We start from the raw sequence: 24906 nt of genomic DNA on the forward strand, positions 1-24906 counted from the left end.
ACGCCGTTATCTAGATCATCCCGCTAAGATCTGCGCTGATGAGCCTAGGTATTTTGCAATACCACCTGCGCCTCGGCGAAGCACTGCTCGGCAATTGCCGAGCGGGGCTCGCTGCGGCGCAATAACAGGCCCACCTGGCTGTGGATGGCAGCATCGGTGACCGGCACGATGCGCAGGTGCTCGCTAAGGCCTTCCAGGCCGCAGCCCAGCGGCATGATGGCGCAGCATAGGCCAGTGGTGATGGCCTGGATCAGCTGGAAGCTGGAGTCGCTTTCCAGTACAGCGTTCGGTTCCAGGCCGCGGCTACGGAAGCTCAAGTCCAGCGACTGCCGGTAATGCATGCCCTTGCTCAACAGGCCCAGCGGCGTATCGCCCAGTTGGTCCCAGCGCAGGCTTTGGGCCTCGAACTGAAAATGCCGGGTATCGTGCAGCAGGCCCATGGTAGTGGTACCCAGCTCGATGACGTCGAAAAACTGCGTGTTGACCTGGTCCAGGTAGCAGATGCCCAAGTCCAGTTGGTTACGGCTCAGGCCGTCGATCACCTGTTCGGAGCTTAGGGAACTGAGCTCGAAGTGCAGGCCCGGGTACTTGGCCCGCAACGGCAGTAGCAGTTGCATCGGGTTGAAACTGGCCAGCGGCACCGTGCCCAGGCGCAGGCTCCCGACCACCTGGCCGCGGCAATGGGCAGCTTCGGCGTGCAAACCGTCATGGGCGGCCAGCAGGGTCCGTGCCCAGGCCAGAATGCGTTCGCCCGCCTCGGTGAACCCTTCGAACCGCTGACCGCGCTTGACCAGCACCAGGTCCAGTTCGTCTTCCAGGTTGCGCAAGCGCATGGACAGTGTGGGCTGGGTGATGTGGCACAACGCAGCCGCCTGGCCGAAATGGCGAGTCTGGTCCAGGGCGATGAGAAACTTCAGTTGCTTGATATCCATGCCTGCGCCTGCTAAAGGGTTGCGCCGACAGTAACGTACCGTGGCAATAGATGCCATCGATCGAGCCGTTTGCGCTATCGATTGGACGCTGGCAGCGCCTGTTACTAGCGTGGCCGTAACCCCACTGCAAGGAGCTGTGCTGTGCGTGTTCAACCCGATGCGGTTTTCGTGCCGCTCAACATCGCTGTCTTGACCGTCAGCGATACCCGCACTGTCGAGAACGATACATCAGGTGCACTGCTGGCGAGCCGCTCGGTGGACATGGGGCACCGCCTGATTGCACGGGTTCTGCTCAAGGATGACGTCTACAAGATACGCGCCCAGGTGGCGACCTGGATTGCCGACGAGCAGGTGCAGGTGGTGTTGATCACCGGTGGCACAGGCTTTAGTGGCAGGGACAGCACCCCGGAGGCGGTCCAATGCCTGCTCGAACGGCGCGTGGACGGGTTCGGCGAGTTGTTCCGTGCGCTGTCCATTCTGGATGTCGGCGCCTCGACCGTGCACAGCCGCGCCTTGGCAGGGCTGAGCAATCGTACGCTGGTCTGTTGTCTGTCAGGCTCTACCAGGGCCTGTCGTACTGCCTGGGAAGGCATCCTTGCCGAACAGCTCGACGCCCGGCATCGGCCTTGCAATTTCGTCAAGCATTTGCGGGTTTAGCAGAGCGTCGTGCCTATCAAGGCTCTCCGGCTCAGCAGCATCCACCGGCCGCTGAGCGGCTTTGCCGGGGCGCCGAACCGGCTGCGCGCTAGCCCCGATTGCTCGCAGCCGTCAAGGCACGTCGGCGACTGGTCAGTTGAAAGGAATCACCCCACGTGCCTGAGCGTAGGTCAGGTTGCCACGGTGAATACGTAACTCCTCGCCCATGGCAGCGCTTCTGACCTGTTCCCTGTAACCCAGCTTGCGCTGCCGCCACAGTTTCAGATGACCTTTGCCGAACGCCGTCGGCGCGGCACCCGCATCATTGAAGTGAAAGTGCGCGGCCCACAGCGGCTTGCCGCGCTCGCTGCCCGGCGCTTCGAGCACATCGATGCGGTATTCATCAAGATAATCTTCGGCCAGTGGCTGCCGCGGCCCCTGGTAGGTCACACGTAACAGCCCTTGCTTGTGCAAGTAGTGCAAGCCTTCTGCGCTGGGAAAGCGTGTGGTGCTGTGCAGTTTGACCAGCATCTCGCGTTTACCCTCGCGCAAGCTCACCAGGGCATCGTCCAGGCGTTGCAGCAGTTCAGATTCAGCTTCGCTGTCGGCGAGCTGATCCCGCAGTGTCTGCACTTCCCCGATCTGGGCATCGAGCATTGACGTCAATGAATGGCTATCGACATCTTCTTCAACCAGCTTGCGCGCGTTGGCAAGTACGTTCTGATTCTGAGCAAGCATGCCTTCAGCCAGCGCCTGTTCCTGACGCTCGCTCTCCGGTGTAGGCGCTCTGGGTGGCGATGAGGTGCCAGCAGCTGGCAGTCTTTCGACCCACGTGCCACTTTCCCGGGTAAAGGTATGCAGTACAGTCTTGCTGAAGGTCCCGCGAACTTGCAGCACAGGCTGCCCCTCTACGATCGACTCCGAACCGATCACCGTCTGGCCGTTCGCTGTTGTAGCCACTTGTAACGCCTGGCGGGGATAGACCGGCCGGGTGGTGGAGTGCTGCTGGCCGACGGCCTGCTCCCGCAATGCGGTAACCAGCGCGTCGCCCGCCATGATCTTGAGCTCGACCATTTGCTGCCGATACGCCTCCAGGCGCCCGATATCCACAAGTTCGCTGCCCAGCTGGGCAATGCGCTGACTGTTGAGGATGGCCGCCGAATATTCATCCCAGGCACTTTGCAGAATGTCGATACGCTGAGCAGTCTGCAGATCTGCGAACATGGACAGGTGGTGAGAATTAGCGGCCACCCGCAGGCGCTCCCCAGCGAGTGAAGCCCTGAACACCGCATAGTGCGAATAGTCTTGCAAGGCTTCAAAACGCAGCGCCAGCTCAACCAAACCCATGGCCTGGAAGAACCGTATGTTTACTGTGGTAGTGGTGCGCGCTTCGATGATCTGGGCAACGGTCCTGTCCGTTTTTTGAATGCTCGGTGCCGTCATGTCCAGATCGGTAACGGCAAGCAGCCGATCAAGCGCCGCTGTATATTCAATGATCAAAGGCTGGTCGATAACGATGCTTTCAAGTACTTCACGGTACTGCTCATACGCAGCTTGCCGCTCTTGCGGCAAGGCGTCATTGAGCGCCGTGGTCAGTCGATCGTACTCGGCGAACCTGCCGGTATACAGCTGCTCTTCGATGATGAACTGCGCATAACCAATCAAATTGCGCCTTACATCTGCCAACGCTCGCCGCTGTTCTGGTGCATAGCGGGTGCTTGCCATATAGCTACGGTCATCAAGCAGCGCAACCATGTTGCGCTCGGCCTCAAGGTAGTTCTGGAAAATGCCTACAGCGGATTCGATACGCTGGTGACGCAAGTCCTTTATCTGGTCCAGCAACTCCGTATGCCGTTTGGCAAACAGGCTGGTTGCCCGCTCGAACTGAGCACGCTGTTCAGGATCTTGCGGCGGCGGTTGCTTGAGCCGCTCCTCCACTTTCAGCCATTGCGCACGAGCAGCCTCGATACGTTGGCGCAGGCTTTCATATTCAGCGGTGCCTCTGTCAGCGTTGTCGAGACTTTGCTCGACCGCCTGCTGCGCCGCCTGGATCCGGGTTACCAAGCGTTCGCGCAATCGCTGCCGGGTGCTTGAGCCGGGTCGGTCCCCGCCGCCTCGCAGTCGCGTGTCGATACGCCAACCTTGTGAGTCACGCCTGATCGGTGGCCCCTGCCTGCCATCCGGGCCGATGATGCGGGTAAGCCCATCGGCAGACTCGACCGCATAAACTTGTCCTTGCAGCCGCACATAGAGCCCATGCTCAAGTTCATACAGCCCTTCGAGAGGCCCTTGCCCGATCGCCGGTTGGCCCTCCAGGCTTACCGAGGCCGCCATGGCGTGCAGTTGCGTGCGTTGAGCCCCGGACAGCGCGTCGAAACCCTGAGCGCCCCGCCACGAAAAATCGAGTTGAGTGGTCGCTTGGGCTTGCAGCGCCTCGACAGGAGCCACACTGCCCGGCTCAGGCAGCGGCAACGGATCGGCATCGCTGCCCAAGCGGATCGAAGCTGCATCGACCGTCAGTGCAGTTGCCCCGGCATGCGGCGGCTCGGTTTTGGGCAGCTGTGCATGGATCAACACCATCAGCGTGTTGTTGAGCAGATCCACCACAGCTTGGGTTCGATCCGTAGCGCTGCCTTCAAGCAGCAATTTCAGGTCTTCGGCTACCGCAGTCATACCGATGTACAGCAAGGCAACTGAAGAGATTGGCCCCGGCAGAACAGGGGCGGTAATGTTCAGCAGCTGCCAGGCAAACGTCTTGATGGACTGCCAGCGTACCTCGCTGTTACTCATGGCACTGCGGTCGGCCAGTTCGAGCAGCATCGAGCGCTTGGCCTCGAACAGGTTCGCATCGATGTCATGCGTCCAGAACGTCAGGGCGAACTCAACAGGGGCTGGTTTGTCCAGGGGAGCGTATGGGTCGAACACCCAGTGCGGCAGGTGAGGCTCTTTGAAACCACCGTTGTCGTACACGTCGCGGTGCGTTTGGTCCAGCCATGCCAGCACGCCTTCCTGCACGCGGCCGGGCCGGGCAATCTCCTGCATGAGGGCTTGCGGGTTCTTGAATTGTTTGAGCGCACCTTTGTACATCGGGCAATACAGCAACAGCGCGCCGCTATCGGCCACCTGAATGACAAAGAAACCGTGCGCCTTGTCGATCAGCTGCGAGTCGGGCGAGCGCTTGAAGGCCAGGGGCGCGATGGCCAATGCTTGCTCATCGCTTGCGAATACACGGCAGAAACTGGCCACCGCCTCATAGCTGTGTGGGTCGATACGCCGGGCACAAAGTGCGTAGGCGGCATCGAGCATCAGCCCCCTTCGCCATTGCGCGGTAAAGGCAGCGAGGTGCGTAGCTTTGTACTGTTCATCCCCAAGCAAGCCATCGAGGTAGCGCGGATAGCTGCCGCCTATGTCAACAATGGCAACCAATTGGCGCAAGTACTCGGGGTCAAGCCAGGCAGGGATCTCTTCATGAGTGCGATGGGCTACAGCTGCCACAGGGCTCGCGCCGGTTGCCTCAAGGCGACCGATGGCGTACTCGGTCAACGTCAGCGTTTTGCTTTCTATCAGCTGTGGGAACCCCAGCCCATGGCCGTCATTGGCGTAGGTATTGACGGTAAGTACCAAGTCATCCGCGTCGAAGGCGCCGTCAGCAGGATGATCGGCCAGCATCTGTTCACGCAACGTGCGCCGCGCATAGGACTGCAGGTCATCCGGTTCTGCCAGGGGCTGAGCATTTGCCTGGGAGGCTTGCAGCACGGAAACATCTATCAGCGCCTGCAGATAGCGGCTCTGCCCGTTGAAGTCGGCGTTCAACAACTTCTCAGGCAGCTCTATGGCCAGCTTTTGAGTGGGCAGATCGGCGCACTGGGCGAAGAACGGCGAGGGGTCGACCACGGCCTGGTAGGCAGACGCCAACTCATCCACCGTATTCAGATCGCTCAACCGTACGCGGTTCAACCGCGACAACAGGATTTCAAGCAGCACGCTGGACAACAAGGCAAACGCGTTGCCGTCGGCTTCGTAAAGCGCCCACGAAAAACCGTCGTCGGTCTGCGTCAGCCTGTGCTGCGTCTGCAAGTAGGTGCCAAAGGCCTCTAGCGAAGTGAAGCCTTTCACATCGCCTGCGGACGTGCACCAGAGTGTCACGTTGGCCACTTCGCTACTGGCGCTCACCAGCAACCCAGGCAGCAGTTCACGGGTGCTGTCTTCGCCCCGGCGCCAATGCACGCATACGGTGTGCACGGCCAAACCCTCCGTTGTTTCGAGCAGCAGATCCTGCAGGCACCGGCGCTCATCGGCGGTCAGCGTCTGATCGGTCAGCCCACTCAGAAGCCCGGCGCGAAGCACCTGTTGAACCCAAGTGTCGTGATCATTGCCGTTGCCTGTATTCCAGTAATCGATCTGAGCCTGTTCAAAGCACGCATGAAGGGTCGGTAGAAACGCGTTGAATGCGTCGTTCAGCGTGCCGGGGTCGACGAGGTCATCATCGGCTGTTTCGAGCGCATCGGGGATGGCAAAAAAGCGGAGCGGTGGTTTGAGGCTGAAGCGGTCCTGGCTGGAAAAATCCACCGGCTCGCCATCCAAAAAGCGTTGCAGCACAACCTCGACCAGCGGGGTGACTGCCCAGTAGCCGTCAACGTGCCAGCGAAGAAATTTCAACGGTTCGGCACACTTCATGTCGGGGCGGTGAACAGCCACCTTGGGGTAATGCGCGACGATCAGGTTCATCAATTGCTCGCCTACCACCTGGCGCAAGGTGGGGCGGCTTGCAAAGCGCAGGGCGATGGCACGATTGAGGTCATGTGCAGGTGAAGGGGGGAGGGCAGAGGACATGCGTGGAGCTCCTTGTGGGTTCTTTCCACAATGTTCCAAGCGTGCCACCGCACCTGGTGCTATCTATATGCTGCACATCGGTCCAGACCTTTGGCTGCGCTCAGGCACGACGCGTTGCTATCCGCTCTTGCCCGGCAGGCTGGACCAACATTCTTCGAATAAGTCAAGAACCGACCTGTTCAAATCCCTCGCACCGTGCTACAAACTGGTTAAGCAATGATCTAGCTGCTTGATAACGAAGGGAAAATCATGACGAAGTCGGAGCTGATCGAACGTATTGTCACCCATCAAGGGCTACTCTCGTCCAAGGACGTGGAGCTGGCCATCAAGACCATGCTTGAACAGATGTCACAATGCCTTGCTACCGGTGATCGCATCGAGATCCGCGGTTTTGGCAGCTTCTCGCTGCATTATCGGGCACCACGGGTAGGTCGCAACCCCAAGACCGGCCAGTCGGTCAGCCTCGAAGGCAAGTTCGTTCCGCACTTCAAACCCGGCAAGGAATTGCGTGATCGGGTCAATGAAGAAGACGAGGCCCACACCTGATTCCCTAGGAGCAACCCGATGCGTAACCTCAAGCGTGCACTGGCAGCTGTCTTCGTCCTGCTGCTGGCGGCTGTAGTGCTGTTCTTCGTACTGGAAAACCAGCAGACCGTAGCCTTGACCCTGTTTGGCTGGGTTGCGCCACAGGTGCCTGTGGCAGTGGTGGTGCTGGCCGCGCTAATCATTGGCCTGGCCGTTGGGCCTTTGCTGGGCGCCTATGGCGTGCAGCGCAGCAAGCGCAAAATCCGGGCTTCTGCCCGTGAAGCGGCGCTGAGTGGCAAATAAGGATTTTTCTTATAGTGCCTTAGGAAATGCCTGCCTATTAAAGCCACGGTCACCATGGACTAATTGCCCACTTCGTTTTAGCCCCGGCGAGAGTGCGCAGCATGGATTACCCCGGCCTAACCCACCATGGCGCTGTACGCGGCGTGACGGGTTCCTGCCATCAGCTTCATCTGGGCCCTGGCGTCAGCCTGCTGGTCGACTGCGGTGCCGAGCAGGGCGCCGATGTAATGCCGGGCGCGCAGGGCAGCGCGCTCGGGTTCGACATCACCGGCATCCAGGCCCTGATTGTCACGCACGTGCACCTGGACCACGTAGGCCGCATTCCGGCACTGCTGGTCGAGGGGTACCGCGGCCCTATCTATTGCAGCGAGCCCTCTGCCAAGTTGTTGCCCCTGGTGCTCGAAGACGCCTTCAAGCTTGGCATCGACAGCGCACCTGCCCAGGTGGCCCGCTACATCGCCCTGGTGCACAGCCTGATCGTGCCCCTGCCATTCGGGCACTGGCACGCCGTGGTTCAGCACCCGCAGGTGGCCTGCGCCATTCGCTTGCAGCGTGCCGGTCACCTCTTGGGTTCTGCCTACGTCGAATGCGACATCCAGCACGGGCCCAACAACACGCGCTATGTATTTTCAGGTGACCTGGGCCCCGGCAACGATCCCTTGCTGCGCCCCTTGCAGCCCCCGGAGCGTGCCGATGTGCTGGTGCTGGAAAGCACCTATGGCGACCGCCTTCACCCACCCACGGGTGATCGTATCCAGCGACTGGAAGCGGCCATCGACCGCGCGCTGGCCGATCACGGCACCTTGCTGATCCCGGCCTTCAGCCTGGGGCGCACCCAGGCACTGCTGCATGACCTCGAAGAGGTCCTGTACCGCAAGGCGCTGCTGGGCAAGACGGGCCCCTCCCCACAAGGCGAGCCCGTGGATTGGTCGCAGCTGCCGATCATTCTCGATTCGCCCCTGGCCCAGCGCATCACCCAGGCCTACCGCGACCTGCACCCTTATTGGAACGAGCAGGCCCGGGCGCGCCTGGCAGGTGGCCGCGACCCGCTCGCGTTCGGCCAGCTGATCAGCGTAGACACCCACGCCCGTCACCAGCAGGTGGTCAACTACCTCAAAAGCACCGGCCGGCCCGCGATCGTCATTGCAGGCAACGGCATGTGCTCGGGCGGGCGCATCGTCAATTACCTCAAGGGCATGCTGGGCGACCCCAGGCATGAAGTGATGTTCGTAGGCCACCAGGCCAAGGGAACGCCTGGGGCGGTGATCCAATCCAGCGAGCGGGGGCAGGGCCTGGGGCAGGTAGACCTGGAGGGCCAGTACTACAGCATATGGGCCAAGGTGCTGACCCTTGGTGGCTATTCAGGCCACGCCGATCAGGCCGGTCTGGTCGCCTTCGCCACCGGCAGCGAGCGTGCCCCGGCGCGCATTCTGCTGGTGCATGGCCGGGCCGGTGCAAAAACTGCGCTGGCACAGGCGCTGCTGCGGCGCACGCGGGCGCTTGGCTGGCCAACCCAGGTGGAAATCGCAAGATAATGCGAGCGATTCACGGAACGATGGGCGCCGACGTTGTCTGATACACACCACGGCTCACCACCCCCTCGCGCGACCTGCCCGAGGCGATCACCAGGTAGGGTATGTCGGCCAGTCCGGCCGCAGCCTGCGCGCAAGCTACAAAGCGTATTCTCTGGTATTCTTCGCCGTGATGCTTGCGTCTCGAGCCTATGGATAGCCAGAGATTACTCACGCTAGGCGCGTAACTTAGCGGCGTTGCGCTGTGCGCGACGACGATCAGAAATAAGACTCATGCTGGCCATTTGAACCATCAACTGGCTGTTAAGGATCCGAATATGGAATTGATCCCGGTTATTCTTTCCGGTGGCGTTGGCAGCCGTTTGTGGCCTGTTTCTCGTGAAGCTCACCCCAAGCCGTTCATGACCCTGCCCGATGGGCAAAACCTGATTCAGAAGACGTTCCTGCGTGCCTCCAAATTGGACGGCGTTGCAGAAGTTTTGACCGTCACCAACCGTGAACTGCTGTTCAAGACCGAAGACGAATACCGCGCCATCAATACCCAGGGCCATCCCCAGGGCTATATTCTCGAACCCTTCGGCCGCAACACCGCCGCCGCCGTGGCCGCTGCCGCCCTGCAACTTCAGCAGGTGCATGGCCCGCAAGCCTACATGCTGGTGCTGGCTGCCGACCACCTGATCCAGGACGAAGCGGCCTTCTCCCAAGCCGTCAACCGTGCGGTGCACCTGGCCGAGCAAGGCTGGCTGGTCACCTTCGGCATCAAGCCCCAGTACCCGGAAACCGGCTTTGGCTACATCGAAGCGGCCGCCGATGGCGCGCTGGACGGTGGCCTGAAAGTCGCCCGCTTCGTCGAAAAGCCCGATGCCGCCACCGCCGAAGCCTACGTGGCCGCCGGCAACTACTTCTGGAACGCCGGCATGTTCTGCTTCCAGGTGGGCGCCGTCATCGAGCAGTTCCAGGAACACGCCCCCGACGTACTGCACGCCGTAGCCCAGACGCTGGAGGCCTCGCGCCACACCACCGCCAAGGGCTACAGCTGCATGGCCCTCGACCCTGACACCTTCGCCAATGTGCCCGACATCTCCATCGACTACGCCCTGATGGAGCGCTCGCGCAAGGTCGCGACCATTCCCTGCGACATTGGCTGGAGCGACATCGGGTCGTGGAACGCCGTCAGCGAACTGACCGCCCCGGACGAATCGGGCAACCGCTTCGAAGGCGAAGTGCTGGCCCATGCGTCGAGCAACAACTACGTCACCACCGAAGACCGCCTGGCGGCCCTGGTCGGCGTGCAGGACCTGCTGGTGGTCGACACCCCCGACGCCCTGCTGATCGCCCACAAGGACCACGCCCAGGACGTCAAGCACATCGTCAAGCGCCTGAAAAGCGACGGCCACTCGGCGCACCTGCTGCACCGCACCGTGCATCGCCCCTGGGGCACTTACACCACCCTGGAAGACGGCGAGCGCTTCAAGATCAAGCGCATCGTGGTCAAGCCCAAGGCGTCCCTGTCCCTGCAGATGCACCATCACCGCAGCGAGCACTGGATCGTGGTCAGCGGTATGGCCGTGGTGGTCAACGATGACAAGGAACTGATGCTCAACACCAACGAATCCACGTTCATCCGCGCCGGTCACAAGCACCGCTTGCAGAACCCGGGCGTGATCGACCTGGTGCTTATCGAAGTACAAAGCGGCGACTACCTCGGCGAAGACGACATCGTGCGTTTCGAGGACAATTACGGTCGTTGCGACGCCTGAGTCCAGGCTTTCCCGTCGGCCCGTCGTGCCTGGCCAGGCACCGGGCCGGTCTTCGGTCGCCCACCGTGGCCGGCTATCCCTGTTCAGACTGTCGGCGCCCCTGGCGCCACCGCATTGAGTGAGACGTATGTACCCACCCATCCAGACCCGTTGTTTCAAAGCCTACGACATTCGCGGCCAAGTGCCTGCCGACCTCAACGATGACGTGGCCTACCGCATTGGCCGCGCCCTGGTGGCCGAGCTTGGCGGGCGCACCTACGTAGTGGGCCGTGACATGCGCCTGGAAAGCCCCGGTTTGTCGCTGGCGCTGATCAAAGGCCTGACCGAAGGCGGCGCCGACGTGATCGACATCGGCCTGTGCGGTACTGAAGAAGTGTACTTCGCCACCAGCCATCACCAGGCCGACGGCGGCGTGATGATCACCGCCAGCCATAACCCCAAGGGTTACAACGGCATGAAGCTGGTACGCGAGCAGTCGCGCCCGATCAGCGGCGACACGGGCCTGAACGACATCCGCCAGCGCGTCGAAGCCGGCAGCCTGGGTGAGCCTGCCGCTCAGCCGGGCCAGGTGCGCGAGGTGTTCGACAAGACCGCCTACATCGACCACCTGCTCACCTACGTCAACCTCGACACCCTCAAGCCGCTCAAGGTGCTGGCCGACCCTGGTAACGGCGCTGTCGGCCCGGTGATCGAGCTGCTCAAGGCACGCCTACCCCTGGACATCACCCTGATCAACGGCGAGCCGGACGGCAACTTCCCCAACGGCATTCCCAACCCGCTGCTGCCGGAAAACCGCGACCTGACCCGTCAGGCCGTGCTCGACACCGGCGCCGACATGGGTATCGCCTTCGACGGCGACTTCGACCGCTGCTTCTTCTTCGACAACCAGGGCCGCTTCATCGAGGGCTACTACGTGGTCGGCCTGCTGGCCGAGATGCTGCTGGCCAAGCACCCTGGCAGCAAGATCATCCACGACCCGCGCCTGACCTGGAACACCATCGAACAGGTGGAAGCAGCCGGCGGCGTGGCCATCCAGAGCAAGACCGGCCATGCCTTCATCAAGGAGCGCATGCGCGCCGAAGACGCCGTATACGGCGGCGAAATGAGCGCCCACCACTACTTCCGCGACTTTGCCTACTGCGACAGCGGCAACATCCCGTGGCTGCTGGTGGCCGAGCTGATGAGCGTGACCGGCAAGACCCTGGCCCAGCTGGTGGACGAGCGTATCGCCAAGTTCCCGTGCAGCGGCGAGATCAACTACGAAGTGGCCGATGTGAAAGGCACCATCGACAAGATCCTGAACCACTACCTGCCGCAAAACCCCAGCGTCGACCGCACCGACGGCATCAGCGTGGCCTTCGCCGACTGGCGTTTCAGCCTGCGCGGCTCCAACACCGAGCCCCTGCTGCGCCTGAACGTGGAAAGCCGCGGTGATGAAGCGCTGGTGGCGCAGCACGTTGCGCAAATCGCCCGTTTGATTCAAGGATAACTATGTTAGGCATGTTTCGGGGCGTCTGGGATTACCGGGGCTTCATCCTCACCTCCATCAAGAACGAGTTCATCTCGCGCTTTGCCCGCAGCAAGCTAGGCGGCCTGTGGATGATCATCCACCCCCTGGCCCAGGTGGCCATCTACGCGTTGATCCTGTCCAACGTGCTGGGCGCGCGCCTGCCCGGCATCGACAACAAGTACGCCTACGCGCTGTACCTGATTGCCGGCATCCTGGCCTGGAACCTGTTCGCAGAGATCGTCGGGCGCTGCCTGACGGTGTTCATTGAGCAGGGCAACCTGATGAAGAAGATGCGCTTCCCGCGCATTGCGCTGCCGGTTATCGTGGTGGGGTCGTGCCTGCTCAACAATCTGTTGCTGTTCGCTGCGGTCATGGTGGTCTTTGCCGTATTGGGTCATGCGCCGAACGTGCAGATGTTTTGGCTGCTGCCCCTTACCTTGTTAGTGGTGGCGCTTGCGGTGGGGATCGGCTTGGTGTTGGGCGTGTTGAACGTGTTCCTACGTGACATAGGCCAGGTTGTGCCCATCGTGATGCAGGTCTGGTTCTGGTTTACGCCCATCGTTTACTCGGTGAATATCGTGCCGGACTACCTGAAAGGTACGTTGGATGTAAACCCGATGTTCCCCATCGTTACCGCCTATCACAACGTGCTGGTCTACAAACAGGCGCCTGAAGTGAGCGAGCTCGGGTTGGTGCTTGCCATCGCCTTGGGGTTGATGGCTGTTGGCCTGTTCCTGTTCCGCCGCGCCTCTGCTGAAATGGTGGACTCCCTATGACCCTGTTGGCTGTCAACAATGTAGGCAAAGCCTACCGAAGCTATCGGTCTGAATGGCAACGCATTGCTCGCTGGTTCTACCTGCCGGTCAAAGCCAGCAGCGAGCACTGGGTGCTCAGGCACATCAGCTTCAACATTCAAGCAGGTGAAGCCATAGGCCTGGTAGGCCAGAACGGTGCGGGCAAGTCGACCTTGCTGAAGATGATCACCGGCACCCTTCAGTCCACTGAAGGCAAAGTCCATGTCAACGGCCGCATTGCCGCCATTCTTGAACTGGGCATGGGTTTTAACGGCGAGCTCACCGGTCGGCAGAATGCCTACCATGCTGCTGGGTTGATGGGCTTCACCACCCAACAGATCGATACCGTCATTGATGACATTGAGGCTTTTGCCGAGATCGGAGAGTATTTCGACCAGGCTGTGCGCACCTACTCCAGTGGGATGCAGATGCGTGTCGCGTTTGCCGTGGCCACTGCATTCCGTCCGGAAATCCTGATCATCGACGAAGCCCTGTCGGTAGGCGACAGTTACTTCCAGCACAAGAGTTTTGGCCGGATCAAGGAATTTCAAAAAGCCGGGACAACGTTGCTTATCGTTTCCCACGACCGAGGTTCGATCCAGGCGCTTTGCAGCCGCGCGATTCTTCTGGACGGGGGAACCGTCATCAAAGACGGCCCTCCTGAAGAAGTGATGGATTACTACAACGCAATCATTGCGCAAAAGGAAAATGCCACGGTCGAGGTTCAGACATTGTCCGACGGTACGCGTCAGACGCGCTCTGGCAGCGGCAAGGCCAGCATCGAGACCGTTTCGCTTCATAACGCCGAAGGTGCCCCGGTTGAATATGTTTCTGTGGGTGAAGACGTCTGCCTGAACATTCAGGTTAGGGTCAATGCGCCTTTGCCTGAGCTGGTGGTTGGATATGTGATCAAGGACCGTCTCGGTCAGGATGTATTTGGCACCAATACCCATCACCTGCAGTGCATTCGCACCGATTTGGTTGAAGGTGCACTGCTGAAGTACAGTTTCCGCTTTCCTGCGAATCTGGGTGTCGGCTCCTATTCAGTCGCCATTGCGCTACATGCGAGCGACACTCACATTGCCGACAACTATGAATGGCGTGACCTGGCGTTGGTGTTCAACGTGGTGAACATGTCCGAACGGACCTTCGTAGGTCTGGCGTGGATTCCGCCGACCGTGGAGTGTAATTGATGAATGCTGGTTTCTATCGCGCCTTCGAGGACCGCTACCGCGGCTCGAGGGCGCTCATCACCCAACGGCTCGAAGCGTACTTGCCCTTTTTGCTACCTCTGAAAGACATTTACGCCGACTGCCCGGTATTCGATATCGGCTGTGGCCGTGGCGAATGGCTGGAGTTGATGAAGCGCGAAGGCTTCGACCCGATGGGCGTGGACCTTGACGACGGCATGCTCGAAGCCTGTGAGGCGCTGGGCCTGCCCGCTCAAAAGGGTGACGCCTTGCAAGCCCTGCAAGCACTGCCGGATGCCAGCCAAGTGGTGGTCAGCGGGTTCCATATCGCCGAGCATGTGCCGTTCCCGGTACTCGGCGGACTGGTTCGCGAAGCGCTGCGTGTACTACGACCGGGTGGAGTTTTGATTCTTGAAACCCCCAACGCTGAAAACGTCATGGTGGGTACCAATAACTTCTACCTGGACCCAACGCACGATCAGCCAATCCCTAACCTGTTGATGTCGTTCCTCACCGAACACACAGGTTTCGCCCGTTCGAAAGTGGTGCGTTTGCAAGAGTCGCCTGCACTTCACGATGAGCAGGGCAAAGTGGGCGTACGCGAGGTGCTCACGGGTGCGAGCCCGGACTATGCCGTCGTAGCTCAGAAGCAAGCCGATGCCAAGTTGCTTGACAAGTTCGAGGCAGCCTTCGACAAGCCTTACGGACTGTCGCTCGACGACCTCGCGGTGCGGTATGACCAAGGGATCGAACGCCGTTTCAGTGAGCTGCAAAGCAGCGTGGACGACGTGCGGGCTACCTTCTTCGAGCCAGCTGAGTTCCAGCGACTCATGGCTGAGGTCAGTCAGCAGCAAACCCAACAGTTGCTGGCCATGAAGGAGCACTACGAAGCCACCACCGAGGCGTTGCAGCGCCAATGTGGCGCGATGCAGGAGGCGTTGAGCCAGGCCCAGGCACAGGCCGACGCCATGACTCAGGAGCGCAATGCGGCGCTCGAGAACTGCCACTGGCAGCACATGCGTGCCCAAGGGGCAGAGCACCAGGTCGAGGCCATGCGTAGCAGCACATCGTGGCGCATTACCGGCCCCCTGCGCCTCACCGCACGTGCCGCGCTATGGCCGGCACGCCATGGCAAGCCGTGGCTGCGCCTCAAACTGCGTCATGCAGCACCTCACGCCAAGCTGTGGGTCGCGCGTCGCCCAGCCGCTAGGCGTTTGGCACTGGCAGTACTGAACCGCAGCCCTTGGCTGAGTGCAAAACTGCGCAATCTGCTGGCCCCCGACCCAGTTGGCGTAGTTGTGGACCCCCAACATGGCGTGATTGATCACGCCCCTCTGACATCGCGAGGCCGCGCTATTGAAAACGCCCTCCAAGCAGCAATGAGAAAGGGCTGAGACCGAATGCGTATCGTAATTGACATGCAAGGCGCGCAAACCGAAAGCCGCTTCCGTGGTATCGGGCGTTATAGCGTTTCTCTGGCCCAAGGCATTGCACGTAATCGCGGCGAGCATGAAGTGTATTTGCTGCTCAACGGCATGCTTAGTGAGAGCATAGAGGCAATTCGCGCCGCCTTCGTGGGGCTGCTGCCGCAAAGCCATATTCGCGTGTGGTACGCCCAAGGTCCTGTGGCAGGGATCGACCCGGCAAACAATGGTCGGCACGAAGTGGCTAAGCTCATTCGCCAGGCTGCCATCGACGAGTTGAAGCCGGACGTGGTGCACATCACCAGCGCGGTCGAAGGCTTTATCGATGACGCGGTTATCGGCCGCCCCCTCGAACACAAGCGCGCCATCGTCAGTGTGACGCTCTACGACCTGATTCCGCTGACCAACCCGCAGCAGTACCTGGATCATGCCCAGTACAAGCAGTACTACATGGACATCGTGGGTTCGTTCAAGGATCACGGCGTGCTGCTGGCTATCTCCGAGTGCGCCCGCCAAGAAGCCTTGTCACTGCTGCCGCTGGATCAGGACAAGGTGTTCAACGTGTCGGGTGCCGCAGATGCCATATTCCAACCTGTCGCGCTAACTGAGCAAGCACGGGCCGCACTCAAGTCCAAGTTTGGCCTTCGCGATGCGTTTGTGCTGTACTCCGGTGGCGCAGACGAGCGCAAGAACCTTTCGCGCTTGATTGTCGCGTTCGCAGACGTCAAGCGTGAAGTGAGCGACGTGCAACTGGTGTTCGCTGGCAAGATGTCCCAGCACATTGTCGAGCGCTACCGTGGCGAAGCGTTGGCCCAGGGCCTTGCCGAAGATGATCTGGTATTCACTGGCTTCATCACCGACGAAGAGCTCGTGGCACTCTACAACACCTGCCGCCTCTATGTTTTCCCATCGTGGCACGAGGGCTTTGGCCTTCCGCCGTTGGAAGCGATGAAGTGTGGCGCGCCTGTCATTGGTGCCAACACCTCGAGCGTGCCTGAAGTGATTGGCTGGGATGAAGCCACATTCGACCCGCTGGACACCGCCTCGATCGCTCAGAAAATGAACCAGGCGCTTGTCGACGATGGCTTCCGTGAAGCAATGGTCAAGCATGGTCTGGAGCGCGCCAAGCTGTTCTCCTGGGACTTGACCGGCAAGGCGGCAATCGCCGCATTTGAACAAATGCTGCAAAACCAGCCCGTGATCGATCATGCGGTGGATGAAGACCTGCCCACGCAACAACGCATCGAGCATCTGGCTCAAGCGCTGGCCGCCACCGGTGAGTTGGAAAAGGGGGAAGTCGATGTAAAGCGCCTGGCCAAGGCGATCGATTACTCACTTCAAGAGCCAAGTGGCAAGCCAAACCTGTTGGTGGACATTTCGCAGCTTTGCCGACACGACGCTAAAAGCGGTATTCAACGTGTGGTGCGCAGCATCCTACTCGAGTGGCTGACCACCCCGCCCGAGGGCTATACCGTCACGCCGATCTACAGCAAGGTGGAAGAATCTTTCTACCGCTACGCCAGGCAGTTCACGGCGACGTTTCTCGGTAATACGCCAGGCGACGAAGATATCGACGAAGCCATCAGTTACAAGGCCGGCGACGTATACATCTGCCTGGACCTGTTGCTCGACATGTTGCCGCAACGTCAGCCTTACCTCGACACCATGCGTGCCCATGGCGTCAGCCTGTTCTTCGTGGTGTACGACCTGTTGATCTTGCAGATGCGTCACTTCTTCTCCGATCACCTGCACCCGTTTTACAGCGACTGGATCAATACTATCGCCCGATACGACGGGGCTATGTGCATCTCCCGAGCCGTAGGTGATGAGTTGCAAGCCTGGATGGATGAACACGCACCCAAGCGCGCGCGGCCGTTCCGTATTGGTGTCTTCCACTTAGGTGCCGACATCGACCAGTCGGTGCCTACCACGGGCGTTCCAGAAGACCCCGCCATGCGGATAGAAGCCCTTCAGGCCAATCCGACCTTCCTGATGGTGGGCACGCTGGAGCCGCGTAAAGGGCACCTGCAGACCCTCGACGCCTTTGAATTGCTTTGGCAGCAAGGCGTGGAAGCCAATCTGGTCATCGTTGGCAAGCACGGTTGGCTGGTAGAAGAACTGGCCGACAGGCTGCTTAACCATGTGGAACGGGGCAAGCGTCTGCTTTGGCTGGAAAGTGCCAGTGACGAATACCTGGAACACCTCTACCAGCAGTGCGACTGCCTGATAGCCGCCTCCTATGGCGAAGGCTTCGGTCTACCGCTGATTGAGGCTGCACAGCATGGGCTACCGATCATTGCGCGCGATCTGCCAGTTTTCCGCGAAGTAGCCGGTGAACACGCTTGGTTCTTCGCTGGCAACGATGCGCGTAACGTGGCCGACAGTATCGCTGCCTGGCTGGCACTCCACGAAACTGATGAGCACCCCACCTCGGTGGAAATGCCATGGCTTACCTGGAAAGGCAGTGCCCAGCAGTTGATTGGCGAGATCAGCAGGCATGCGTTTTGACCGCAGCGCTTGAAGAAAACATGGATGGGATAACAGGATAATGAGTTTCAAGCTTGACTCAACAGGCCGAGCCGGCTTGGCATTTGCCGTGGCTTTCGGTTTGTTCTTTGTGCTGCGGCATTTTCCGCTGGACTTCATTCTCGGTACCAACTCGTACTGGCAAACCGAGGTAGAGGACGTTACCCAGTATTTCGCAGGGTTCAATGCGTTCTTCAATGCACCCTTCAGCTATCCGCTGCTTGCATTCGATAGCATCAACTATCCGCAGGGCACCAGGGCCACGTTTGTCGACGCCATACCCCTATATGCATTTTTGCTGAAGGTATTCGTACCCAAGAGCTTTGCCCCGTTTAACCCATTTGGCGTATGGATCGCCGGTTGCTTCGTTGCCCAAGCTGTCTGTGCCTGGTGGATTCTGCGTGAACTGAGAGTGCGTTCGTGGTTGGCGTTGGCAGCCGCCGTGGTGTGCCTGGTGAGCATGCCTGAGTTCACCTCGCGCATTGCTCACGTTTCGTTGATGTCGCAATGGATCGTACTGTGCGCCTTGGCAATGTATGTGCGCTGCCGCCGGACGGGGCTGCCGCACGGTTGGGCTTGGGGTGTGCTGCTTGTGGCTGGGTTCTACGTGAACATTTACCTGTTCGCGATGGCCAGCGCCATCTATGTGGCCAGCTACCTGGGGCGCGCCGACCGCTTCGCGTTGGCGTCCATGGCCCGAGCATTGGTGCCTTTCGTAGTTATCGGCGCGAGCCTGTTCCTGACCGTCTTCCCCATGGGCGGGGGAGCGGTGGCCAAGGAAGCTGGCTTTGGCGTCTTCTCCATGAATCTGCTGTCGCCCCTGCACGGCGGCAAATATCTGCACTTCCCCAACCCAGAAATGCCTGGACAAGGTGAGGGCTTTAACTACCTGGGCATGGGTGTGCTGCTTGCATTCGTCTTATGCCTAGTGCTCAAGCGCAAAGACACCGATGACACGTTCAGCCGGCACAAGGCGCTTACCTGGCTGATGGTGCTGTTCACCGTCTACGCGCTTTCCGATGAAATCTACTTGGGTACCAGCCACCTGGTGTCGATCGATTATCCCTCGATCCTGAAGCCAATCACCTCCCAATTCCGTGCATCGGGGCGGTTCTTCTGGCCTGTGGGCTTCTGCATTGTGATTTTCTCCATTGCCTACCTGTACCGGCGCTTGGGCACCAAGCTGTTCGCCGCTTGCATGCTGGCGATGATCGTTGTGCAGATCATTGACCTGTCGGCCTTCCGCCGGCTGCTCGTTGCAGTCGCCAACCGCCCGGCCGAGCTTGTATTGGACCAGGCAGCCTGGAAAGAACAGGTCGCAGATACCACCCAGTACCTGTATTTCTTCCCGAAATTCAAGTGTGGCCGTGGCGACCAAGTGCTGCGCACGCTCATGCCGACCATGCGCTATGCCGCCGTGCATAACATTAAGATCAATACCGGTTATGTATCGCGCGCCAGTGCCGACTGCAGTACAGAGAGCACCCAGGCCGATCTCGCCGCGTCAGACTTTGGCAGCTCGGTTTACGTATTCAATACCGGGGACTTCCCGCAGGTCGAGCAGGTGAAACAGCTTTTCCCAACCAACCGCCAGCCTGAATGCAAAGTAATCGACTTTGCTCATGTCTGCCGCGTCGTCCAAGCAGGGCAGGTGAACCCATGACCGAAATGAAAAAGCGCGTGATTTCACTGGTGTCGCCTTTCTACAACGAAGAAAAAGGCGTGCATGCTTTTTTTCAGCGCATCAACGAAGTTTTTACCGGTTTGGCTGATCGGTACGAACTGGAAGTGATCGCTGTGAATGATGGCAGCCGCGATCACACCTATGACCAGTTGATAAAAGCCAAGGCCGACAATGCGTACCTGACCGTCGTCGACCTGTCGCGCAACTTTGGTAAAGAGGCGGCTATTTCGGCCGGGCTGGACTTTGCTACCGGCGATGCTGTCGTACCGATCGACTCCGATCTGCAGCACCCTCCGGAAGTCATCCTCGAGCTGGTCGAAAAATGGGAGCAGGGCGCGGAGGTCGTGCTGGCCAAGCGCGTAGATCGCGAAACCGACCGGCCTATCCAGAAGCTGACTGCCAATTACTTCTACCGGGTACATAACCGTATCTCGGATATCGATATTCCGGCAGATGTCGGAGACTTCCGGTTGATGGATCGCAAGGTAGTGGATGCCCTCAAGACCTTGCCAGAGAGCCGCCGCTTCATGAAAGGGCTGTTCGCATGGGTGGGTTTCCGCACCACGACAGTGGAATACAAGGTGGCCGCGCGCGAGCACGGCAGTTCAAGCTTCAACACCTGGAAGCTCTGGAACTTCGCCATCGAAGGCATCACCAGTTTCAGCTCGGTACCGCTGCGCATCTGGACGTACCTGGGCTGCCTGGTTTCGGCGGTTTCCTTCGTTTACGCCGCTTACCTGTTGATCAAGACCATGTTCTTTGGCGTGGATCTGCCGGGCTATGCCTCGATCATGATCACGGTGCTGTTCGCCAGCGGCGTGCAGCTAATTGGCATCGGCGTGCTGGGCGAGTATGTGGGGCGGATATTCACCGAGTCGAAAAACCGGCCGGTCTATATCGTGCGTGATGTGATCAAGTGATAAAGCTTATCCCGGCGCGGTACTACGAATTCATCCGTTTTGGGCTGGTGGGCGTTGCCAATACCGCGGTACACGCCGGCATAGTTGTGGCGCTTATGGAAACGGTGGCGCCACCTGCCTTCATTGCCAATGGCATTGCATTCTGTTTTGCCAACGTCATGTCTTACCTGCTCAACAGCCGTTTCACCTTTAGAACGCCGGCCAGCTTTTTGGGCTATCGGCGCTTCCTGGCGGTGTCGCTGTTGTCGCTGGGCCTGACCTTGCTGATCACGTCCGTGGTGGAGCACCTGGGGCTACATTACGCGGTGGGCTTGGTGATGGTGATCTTCGTAGTGCCCGTGTTGAATTACCTCGTCATGAAACTGTGGGCGTTCAAGCCAGCGTCCTGAGCGATGGCCTGGGAGCAGCATGTTACGCCCTGAGCCGCGACTGCGGCCAGGACGTAACGGCACAAGCGTTGTGGCGCTAATACCCACGTAGCTCACTTGTTCGCCTGTGCCAGGTTCAAGCTCGAAGTTGGGGCTGGGCCGGCGCGCTTGCCAAAAATCCGCTTGCCCAAATGCATGGTGGGCACTTCGACCAGGCGGTACAGCGCATAGGCCAGCGTGAGCACGAAGACCAGCGTCAACAACCCCGACACGGGGAACGACAGGCCCTGATCCATCAGTATCCGCAGTGACAGATAGCCGATGATGGAGTGCGTCACGTAGATCGAGTAGCTGATGTTGGCGATGAAGTCCAACGGCGCAAATGGCCGGAAATATTTGCGCATCGTGTAGCTGACGCTAAACAGCACCAGGCCATAGACATAGTTCTGAGGTACTGAAGGCATCTGGACCACCCAGTCTGTGTGGGGCCAGCACAACAAAAACACCAGCATCAGGATGGCCACATAGGTCAGCAGCTGGCGTGTGGTGTATGTGCCGGTGTAGTGATGATAGAAGCCCGTGCCGATGAACATGAAGATCACGCACATCAGTTCAGTCTCAAGGGACTCTACCAAGCCTGGGCGCAACTCCCAGCCAGCCAGCAATGTCGGTAGCGCTTCGCACGCAGCCAGCACTGCCACGGAGAACAAGATCAAGGGAAACGCATTGCCGCCCTTGATGCAGCGATAGAGCAGGGCAGCAATGATGTAGAACTTGATTTCGATGGCCAACGTCCAGTTGACCATGTCGATCGAGGGATAGTGCAGGTTGCCTTGGAGCAGGAACAGGTTGGCGAACAATCGATCAAGCGCCATGGAGAATGGCTGGCCCCAATAGCGGCTAGACAGATAAACCAACGCCAACATGATCAGCGACGCGGCGATGTACGTGGGGTAGATGCGTAGAAAGCGAGCAACCAGAAACTTGACGGGCGCCAGACGGTTCAATGAAAACGGGATGACGAAGCCACTGATCAGAAAGAAGATTGAAACGCCGAAGGGGCCGTAGTTGAAGGTTGGAATCGTCAGCCAGTAGATCATGCTCGACGAGGGGCCCTCTACGATTGGGGCATGGATGTAGGAGGCCACGACATCCCGTGAAAACCAATACACCCCGCACCAATGCACGATGAGCACGGCAATGACTGCTACACCCCTTAGCTGATTGGCGAAAAGCGCTCTGTCTGAAGATTGTTGCATGGTGTTTCTCCTTGAAGTGGGGGCATTGTAGTTACCCGCTCTACTCAGGAGAAGCCAATTGCTATCATTCTGGACGCGTCTATCAGAAAAGCGCTGATTACAATCTTCAACAGGGAGCTGTGCCGCAGTACGGCAACCCTTAACTTTGCGGCTGTTGGATAAGGCCTGGGACCTGCCCAGAGCGCAACCCCGGGCGGTTAGGTTCCAGGCCAGCGGCCGCATCAGCAGCCGGTCAGTTTGCCAAGCCTGCTTCAGCATCGTCCATCAAAGTCTTGGCAAGCGCGCCCAGGTAATACGCAGCCCACACTAACTTCGGGTTTTCGTCCATCAAGCCACTGATGGTCAGTTCCTGGACGTAACCCATCAGTTCAGAAGCTTGAGCGCGGGCGTGCTCGCACGGTATGCCGGGTTCGATGCAGAACAGGGGCTCGGTTTGCTGTTTGCCTTGGTAGAACTTGGTTTTGCCGGCGGTGACGCCAGTGTGGTGTGCGGTCATTGGTTGATCTCCCTGATTGTTTGCTGCCAGTGCTGCAGCGTGGGCGACTGTTGCTTGGCAATGGTCGGCCTAGCGCAGCGCCAGCTGGCTTCAATGCATTGCTCGAGGTTCTCTGGACCTTTGTACGTGCACAAGCGCTGACTCCAGCAATGCCCGTAGCGTCTCGAGTTCGTGCAGAGACGTCATGATCAGAATCGATGTCGGCGATTTGGGCTGTAGCAGCAAGGCCTGATGGGCGACGGTTGCGGCGCATAGCGCGTGGTCCGTGGCTTGGATCAGGGTGTCTTCAAGGGAGTGGATGTGGTGCGGTGGGTCGGGGACGATCTTTAACATGTGCAACCTCTGTCGATGAGGCCGACACCTATTGCTGTCAAACAAATGGGTGGCAGCTGTACGTGGGTTGACAGACCGGTCGACAGAGGTACTAACCCGGCGCACGCGAGCGTGCCCCACGCACAGCCACCATAAGGGTGACCCTACCTCTTTGTCGAAACAGCCTGTCAAAGCCGGTCGTTGATGAGCAACGACGGGTTGAGACTAGAGCTGCGCCTAAACTACGGCAATCGAAAAAAGGCGATGGGATTATGTTTGGGAAATGGACTACAGGGAAGGCGTAAATTCCGACGTGGAGGGTGGCTGGCGGGAGACCCACACCCTCAGAAAGAATCAAATGGACGGTTCAGCATATTGCAGGCGAACGGAACGTTGCGGTTAAGACGTATCAGCCTGCATCTGAGCTAACAAGGCCAAGCCTTCAACAGCTTGGCCCTATTGAAGGCTTACTCGAACACTTCAGCGTTAGCCAACGCCACGCCGAGTTGATCCTTGCCAGACAAGCTCGGGCTGAAATCAATCGGCCACTCGATGGCGATTTCCGGGTCATCCCACGCGATGCACCGCTCACTGGCAGGCGAGTAGAAATCGGTGGTCTTGTACAAGAATTCAGCGGTTTCACTCAGGGTGACAAAACCGTGTGCGAACCCTGGCGGGACCCACAGCTGATTCTTGTTTTCCGCAGAAAGTACCGCACCGACCCATTTGCCGAAAGTGGGGGAGGAGCGACGGATATCAACGGCTACGTCAAAGACTTCGCCTTGGACCACGCGAACAAGCTTGCCTTGAGCGTGAGGCGCAAGCTGGTAGTGCAAACCCCGAAGCACTCCCTTGACCGATTTCGAGTGATTATCTTGGACGAAGTCAGGCTGTAGTCCGGTGACTTCCTTGAAGACGTTAGCGTTGAAGCTCTCATAGAAGAAGCCACGCTCGTCGCCGAACACCTTCGGGGTAAACAGGAAGACTTCCGGAATTGCCAAGGATGTAGCGTGCATCAGAACACCTTTTCGTTAAGCAGGTTACGCAGGTATTGGCCGTAACCGTTTTTGAGCAGAGGCTGAGCCAGACGCTCGAGTTGCTCGGCGTTGATCCAGCCAGCGCGGAAGCAGATTTCTTCTGGACAAGCAACTTTTAGGCCTTGGCGGCGCTCCATGGTCGCGATGTACTGACTGGCATCGAGCAGGCTGTCGTGGGTGCCTGTGTCGAGCCATGCGTAGCCGCGGCCCATGATTTCTACGTGCAGTTGCTCTTGTTGCAGATAGAGATTATTGAGGTCAGTAATTTCCAGCTCGCCGCGGGGGGAGGGCTTCAAGCTCCGGGCCATATCGACGACCTGGTTGTCGTAGAAATATAGACCGGTGACAGCATAATTGGACTTGGGTTGCTTCGGCTTCTCTTCGAGCGACAGGACCCGTCCTGTTTCAGTGAATTCAGCTACGCCGTACCGCTCGGGATCGTGGACGTGGTAGGCAAAGACCGATGCACCTGCATTGCGCTGCCCTGCATTGAGCAAGAGGGATTGGAAGTCGTGACCATAGAAAATGTTGTCGCCGAGAACTAGAGCTGAGCTGTCGCGACCAATGAAGTCCTCACCGATTGTAAAAGCTTGCGCCAAGCCGTCGGGGCTCGGCTGTACTGCATACGACAGATTAAGACCCCATTGACCCCCATCTCCCAGTAGCTGCTCGAAACGCGGAGTATCTTGAGGGGTAGAAATGATCAAGATGTCCCGAATCCCTGCAAGCAGAAGGGTACTCAGGGGGTAGTAGATCATCGGTTTGTCATAAACCGGCAGCAGTTGCTTCGACACTGAGAGCGTAGCGGGGTGCAGGCGTGTACCCGAACCGCCAGCGAGAATAATTCCTTTGCGAGCCATGAGAG

20 protein-coding genes are annotated in these 24906 nt (G+C 59.2%); 13 read left to right on the top strand and 7 right to left on the bottom strand.

The features are described 5' to 3' along the window. Positions 1–44: 44 nt before the first annotated feature. A complete protein-coding gene (locus CWR53_RS06225) occupies positions 45–932 on the bottom strand; it encodes a LysR family transcriptional regulator (protein ID WP_058605471.1) in 888 nt (295 codons plus the stop codon). A gap of 141 nt (positions 933–1073) precedes the next feature. Between CWR53_RS06225 and moaB the strand changes: the two genes are divergently transcribed. Beyond that, a complete protein-coding gene (gene moaB, locus CWR53_RS06230; RefSeq protein WP_058605472.1) occupies positions 1074–1589 on the top strand; it encodes a molybdenum cofactor biosynthesis protein B in 516 nt (171 codons plus the stop codon). Between the two features lie 132 nt (positions 1590–1721). Here the strand turns inward: moaB and CWR53_RS06235 are convergent, their stop codons facing one another. Further along, the gene (locus tag CWR53_RS06235) at positions 1722–6401 is read right to left on the bottom strand and encodes a dermonecrotic toxin domain-containing protein (RefSeq protein WP_100851050.1); all 4680 of its coding nucleotides are present in this window, start codon (positions 6399–6401) and stop codon (positions 1722–1724) included. A gap of 249 nt (positions 6402–6650) precedes the next feature. On the opposite strand from CWR53_RS06235, the gene ihfB reads away from it, so the two are divergent. The 12 genes from ihfB to CWR53_RS06295 all read left to right on the top strand — a co-directional run bounded on the left by ihfB (position 6651) and on the right by CWR53_RS06295 (position 20958). Then, the gene (gene ihfB / locus CWR53_RS06240) at positions 6651–6947 is read left to right on the top strand and encodes an integration host factor subunit beta (protein ID WP_056807345.1); all 297 of its coding nucleotides are present in this window, start codon (positions 6651–6653) and stop codon (positions 6945–6947) included. A gap of 18 nt (positions 6948–6965) precedes the next feature. Beyond that, positions 6966–7229 (top strand): lipopolysaccharide assembly protein LapA domain-containing protein, encoded by a 264-nt coding sequence (locus CWR53_RS06245; protein ID WP_023536255.1) that lies wholly within the window; start codon positions 6966–6968, stop codon positions 7227–7229. 101 nt (positions 7230–7330) lie between these two features. Then, positions 7331–8764, top strand: a complete 1434-nt coding sequence (locus tag CWR53_RS06250; RefSeq protein WP_100851051.1) for an MBL fold metallo-hydrolase RNA specificity domain-containing protein — start codon at positions 7331–7333, stop codon at positions 8762–8764. 314 nt (positions 8765–9078) lie between these two features. Then, positions 9079–10521, top strand: coding sequence for a mannose-1-phosphate guanylyltransferase/mannose-6-phosphate isomerase (locus CWR53_RS06255; protein WP_058605475.1), 1443 nt, complete (start codon positions 9079–9081; stop codon positions 10519–10521). A gap of 127 nt (positions 10522–10648) precedes the next feature. Continuing rightward, positions 10649–12010, top strand: coding sequence for a phosphomannomutase/phosphoglucomutase (locus CWR53_RS06260; RefSeq protein ID WP_058605476.1), 1362 nt, complete (start codon positions 10649–10651; stop codon positions 12008–12010). Between the two features lie 2 nt (positions 12011–12012). Continuing rightward, complete coding sequence (locus tag CWR53_RS06265; protein ID WP_100851052.1) at positions 12013–12807, top strand: ABC transporter permease; 795 nt, start codon at positions 12013–12015, stop codon at positions 12805–12807. Next, a complete protein-coding gene (locus CWR53_RS06270) occupies positions 12804–14018 on the top strand; it encodes an ABC transporter ATP-binding protein (RefSeq protein WP_100851053.1) in 1215 nt (404 codons plus the stop codon). Before CWR53_RS06265 ends, CWR53_RS06270 begins: the two co-directional genes overlap by 4 nt. Next, positions 14018–15409: a bifunctional 2-polyprenyl-6-hydroxyphenol methylase/3-demethylubiquinol 3-O-methyltransferase UbiG gene (locus tag CWR53_RS06275; protein WP_100851054.1), complete on the top strand. Its 1392-nt coding sequence runs from the start codon at positions 14018–14020 to the stop codon at positions 15407–15409. The genes CWR53_RS06270 and CWR53_RS06275 overlap by 1 nt, the downstream gene beginning before the upstream one ends. A gap of 6 nt (positions 15410–15415) precedes the next feature. Further along, on the top strand, positions 15416–17947 hold the full coding sequence (locus CWR53_RS06280; RefSeq protein WP_100851055.1) for a glycosyltransferase family 1 protein: 2532 nt from the start codon (positions 15416–15418) through the stop codon (positions 17945–17947). 40 nt (positions 17948–17987) lie between these two features. Beyond that, positions 17988–19628 (top strand): DUF6311 domain-containing protein, encoded by a 1641-nt coding sequence (locus CWR53_RS06285; RefSeq protein ID WP_100851056.1) that lies wholly within the window; start codon positions 17988–17990, stop codon positions 19626–19628. Continuing rightward, positions 19625–20569 (top strand): glycosyltransferase family 2 protein, encoded by a 945-nt coding sequence (locus tag CWR53_RS06290; RefSeq protein ID WP_100851057.1) that lies wholly within the window; start codon positions 19625–19627, stop codon positions 20567–20569. Before CWR53_RS06285 ends, CWR53_RS06290 begins: the two co-directional genes overlap by 4 nt. Then, positions 20566–20958: a GtrA family protein gene (locus CWR53_RS06295; protein ID WP_100851058.1), complete on the top strand. Its 393-nt coding sequence runs from the start codon at positions 20566–20568 to the stop codon at positions 20956–20958. The genes CWR53_RS06290 and CWR53_RS06295 overlap by 4 nt, the downstream gene beginning before the upstream one ends. Before the next feature lie 92 nt (positions 20959–21050). On the opposite strand, the gene CWR53_RS06300 is transcribed toward CWR53_RS06295, so the two are convergent. The 5 genes from CWR53_RS06300 to rfbA form a co-directional block, all read right to left on the bottom strand. Continuing rightward, positions 21051–22196, bottom strand: a complete 1146-nt coding sequence (locus tag CWR53_RS06300) for an acyltransferase (RefSeq protein ID WP_181405467.1) — start codon at positions 22194–22196, stop codon at positions 21051–21053. A gap of 232 nt (positions 22197–22428) precedes the next feature. Then, the gene (locus CWR53_RS06305; protein WP_100851060.1) at positions 22429–22692 is read right to left on the bottom strand and encodes a DUF3077 domain-containing protein; all 264 of its coding nucleotides are present in this window, start codon (positions 22690–22692) and stop codon (positions 22429–22431) included. A 90-nt stretch (positions 22693–22782) separates the two neighbouring features. Beyond that, positions 22783–23025: a hypothetical protein gene (locus CWR53_RS23145; protein ID WP_100851061.1), complete on the bottom strand. Its 243-nt coding sequence runs from the start codon at positions 23023–23025 to the stop codon at positions 22783–22785. Positions 23026–23471: 446 nt separating this feature from the next. Beyond that, the gene (rfbC, locus tag CWR53_RS06315) at positions 23472–24020 is read right to left on the bottom strand and encodes a dTDP-4-dehydrorhamnose 3,5-epimerase (RefSeq protein ID WP_100851062.1); all 549 of its coding nucleotides are present in this window, start codon (positions 24018–24020) and stop codon (positions 23472–23474) included. Next, the gene (rfbA, locus tag CWR53_RS06320) at positions 24020–24901 is read right to left on the bottom strand and encodes a glucose-1-phosphate thymidylyltransferase RfbA (RefSeq protein ID WP_100851063.1); all 882 of its coding nucleotides are present in this window, start codon (positions 24899–24901) and stop codon (positions 24020–24022) included. The genes rfbC and rfbA overlap by 1 nt, the downstream gene beginning before the upstream one ends. Between the last annotated feature and the right edge of the window lie 5 nt (positions 24902–24906).

The organism is Pseudomonas sp. SGAir0191, from assembly GCF_002812565.2.
GTDB classification, from domain to species: Bacteria; Pseudomonadota; Gammaproteobacteria; order Pseudomonadales; family Pseudomonadaceae; genus Aquipseudomonas; species Aquipseudomonas parafulva_B.

Bases quoted from the DNA above. Each gene is read 5' to 3' on its own strand.
- CWR53_RS06225 (WP_058605471.1), bottom strand. From the start codon at position 932: ATGGATATCAAGCAACTGAAGTTTCTCATCGCCCTGGACCAGACTCGC.
- CWR53_RS06235 (WP_100851050.1), bottom strand. From the start codon at position 6,401: ATGTCCTCTGCCCTCCCCCCTTCACCTGCACATGACCTCAATCGTGCC.
- ihfB (WP_056807345.1), top strand. From the start codon at position 6,651: ATGACGAAGTCGGAGCTGATCGAACGTATTGTCACCCATCAAGGGCTA.
- CWR53_RS06245 (WP_023536255.1), top strand. From the start codon at position 6,966: ATGCGTAACCTCAAGCGTGCACTGGCAGCTGTCTTCGTCCTGCTGCTG.
- CWR53_RS06250 (WP_100851051.1), top strand. From the start codon at position 7,331: ATGGATTACCCCGGCCTAACCCACCATGGCGCTGTACGCGGCGTGACG.
- CWR53_RS06255 (WP_058605475.1), top strand. From the start codon at position 9,079: ATGGAATTGATCCCGGTTATTCTTTCCGGTGGCGTTGGCAGCCGTTTG.
- CWR53_RS06260 (WP_058605476.1), top strand. From the start codon at position 10,649: ATGTACCCACCCATCCAGACCCGTTGTTTCAAAGCCTACGACATTCGC.
- CWR53_RS06265 (WP_100851052.1), top strand. From the start codon at position 12,013: ATGTTAGGCATGTTTCGGGGCGTCTGGGATTACCGGGGCTTCATCCTC.
- CWR53_RS06270 (WP_100851053.1), top strand. From the start codon at position 12,804: ATGACCCTGTTGGCTGTCAACAATGTAGGCAAAGCCTACCGAAGCTAT.
- CWR53_RS06275 (WP_100851054.1), top strand. From the start codon at position 14,018: ATGAATGCTGGTTTCTATCGCGCCTTCGAGGACCGCTACCGCGGCTCG.
- CWR53_RS06280 (WP_100851055.1), top strand. From the start codon at position 15,416: ATGCGTATCGTAATTGACATGCAAGGCGCGCAAACCGAAAGCCGCTTC.
- CWR53_RS06285 (WP_100851056.1), top strand. From the start codon at position 17,988: ATGAGTTTCAAGCTTGACTCAACAGGCCGAGCCGGCTTGGCATTTGCC.
- CWR53_RS06290 (WP_100851057.1), top strand. From the start codon at position 19,625: ATGACCGAAATGAAAAAGCGCGTGATTTCACTGGTGTCGCCTTTCTAC.
- CWR53_RS06300 (WP_181405467.1), bottom strand. From the start codon at position 22,196: ATGCAACAATCTTCAGACAGAGCGCTTTTCGCCAATCAGCTAAGGGGT.
- CWR53_RS06305 (WP_100851060.1), bottom strand. From the start codon at position 22,692: ATGACCGCACACCACACTGGCGTCACCGCCGGCAAAACCAAGTTCTAC.
- CWR53_RS23145 (WP_100851061.1), bottom strand. From the start codon at position 23,025: ATGTTAAAGATCGTCCCCGACCCACCGCACCACATCCACTCCCTTGAA.
- rfbC (WP_100851062.1), bottom strand. From the start codon at position 24,020: ATGCACGCTACATCCTTGGCAATTCCGGAAGTCTTCCTGTTTACCCCG.
- rfbA (WP_100851063.1), bottom strand. From the start codon at position 24,901: ATGGCTCGCAAAGGAATTATTCTCGCTGGCGGTTCGGGTACACGCCTG.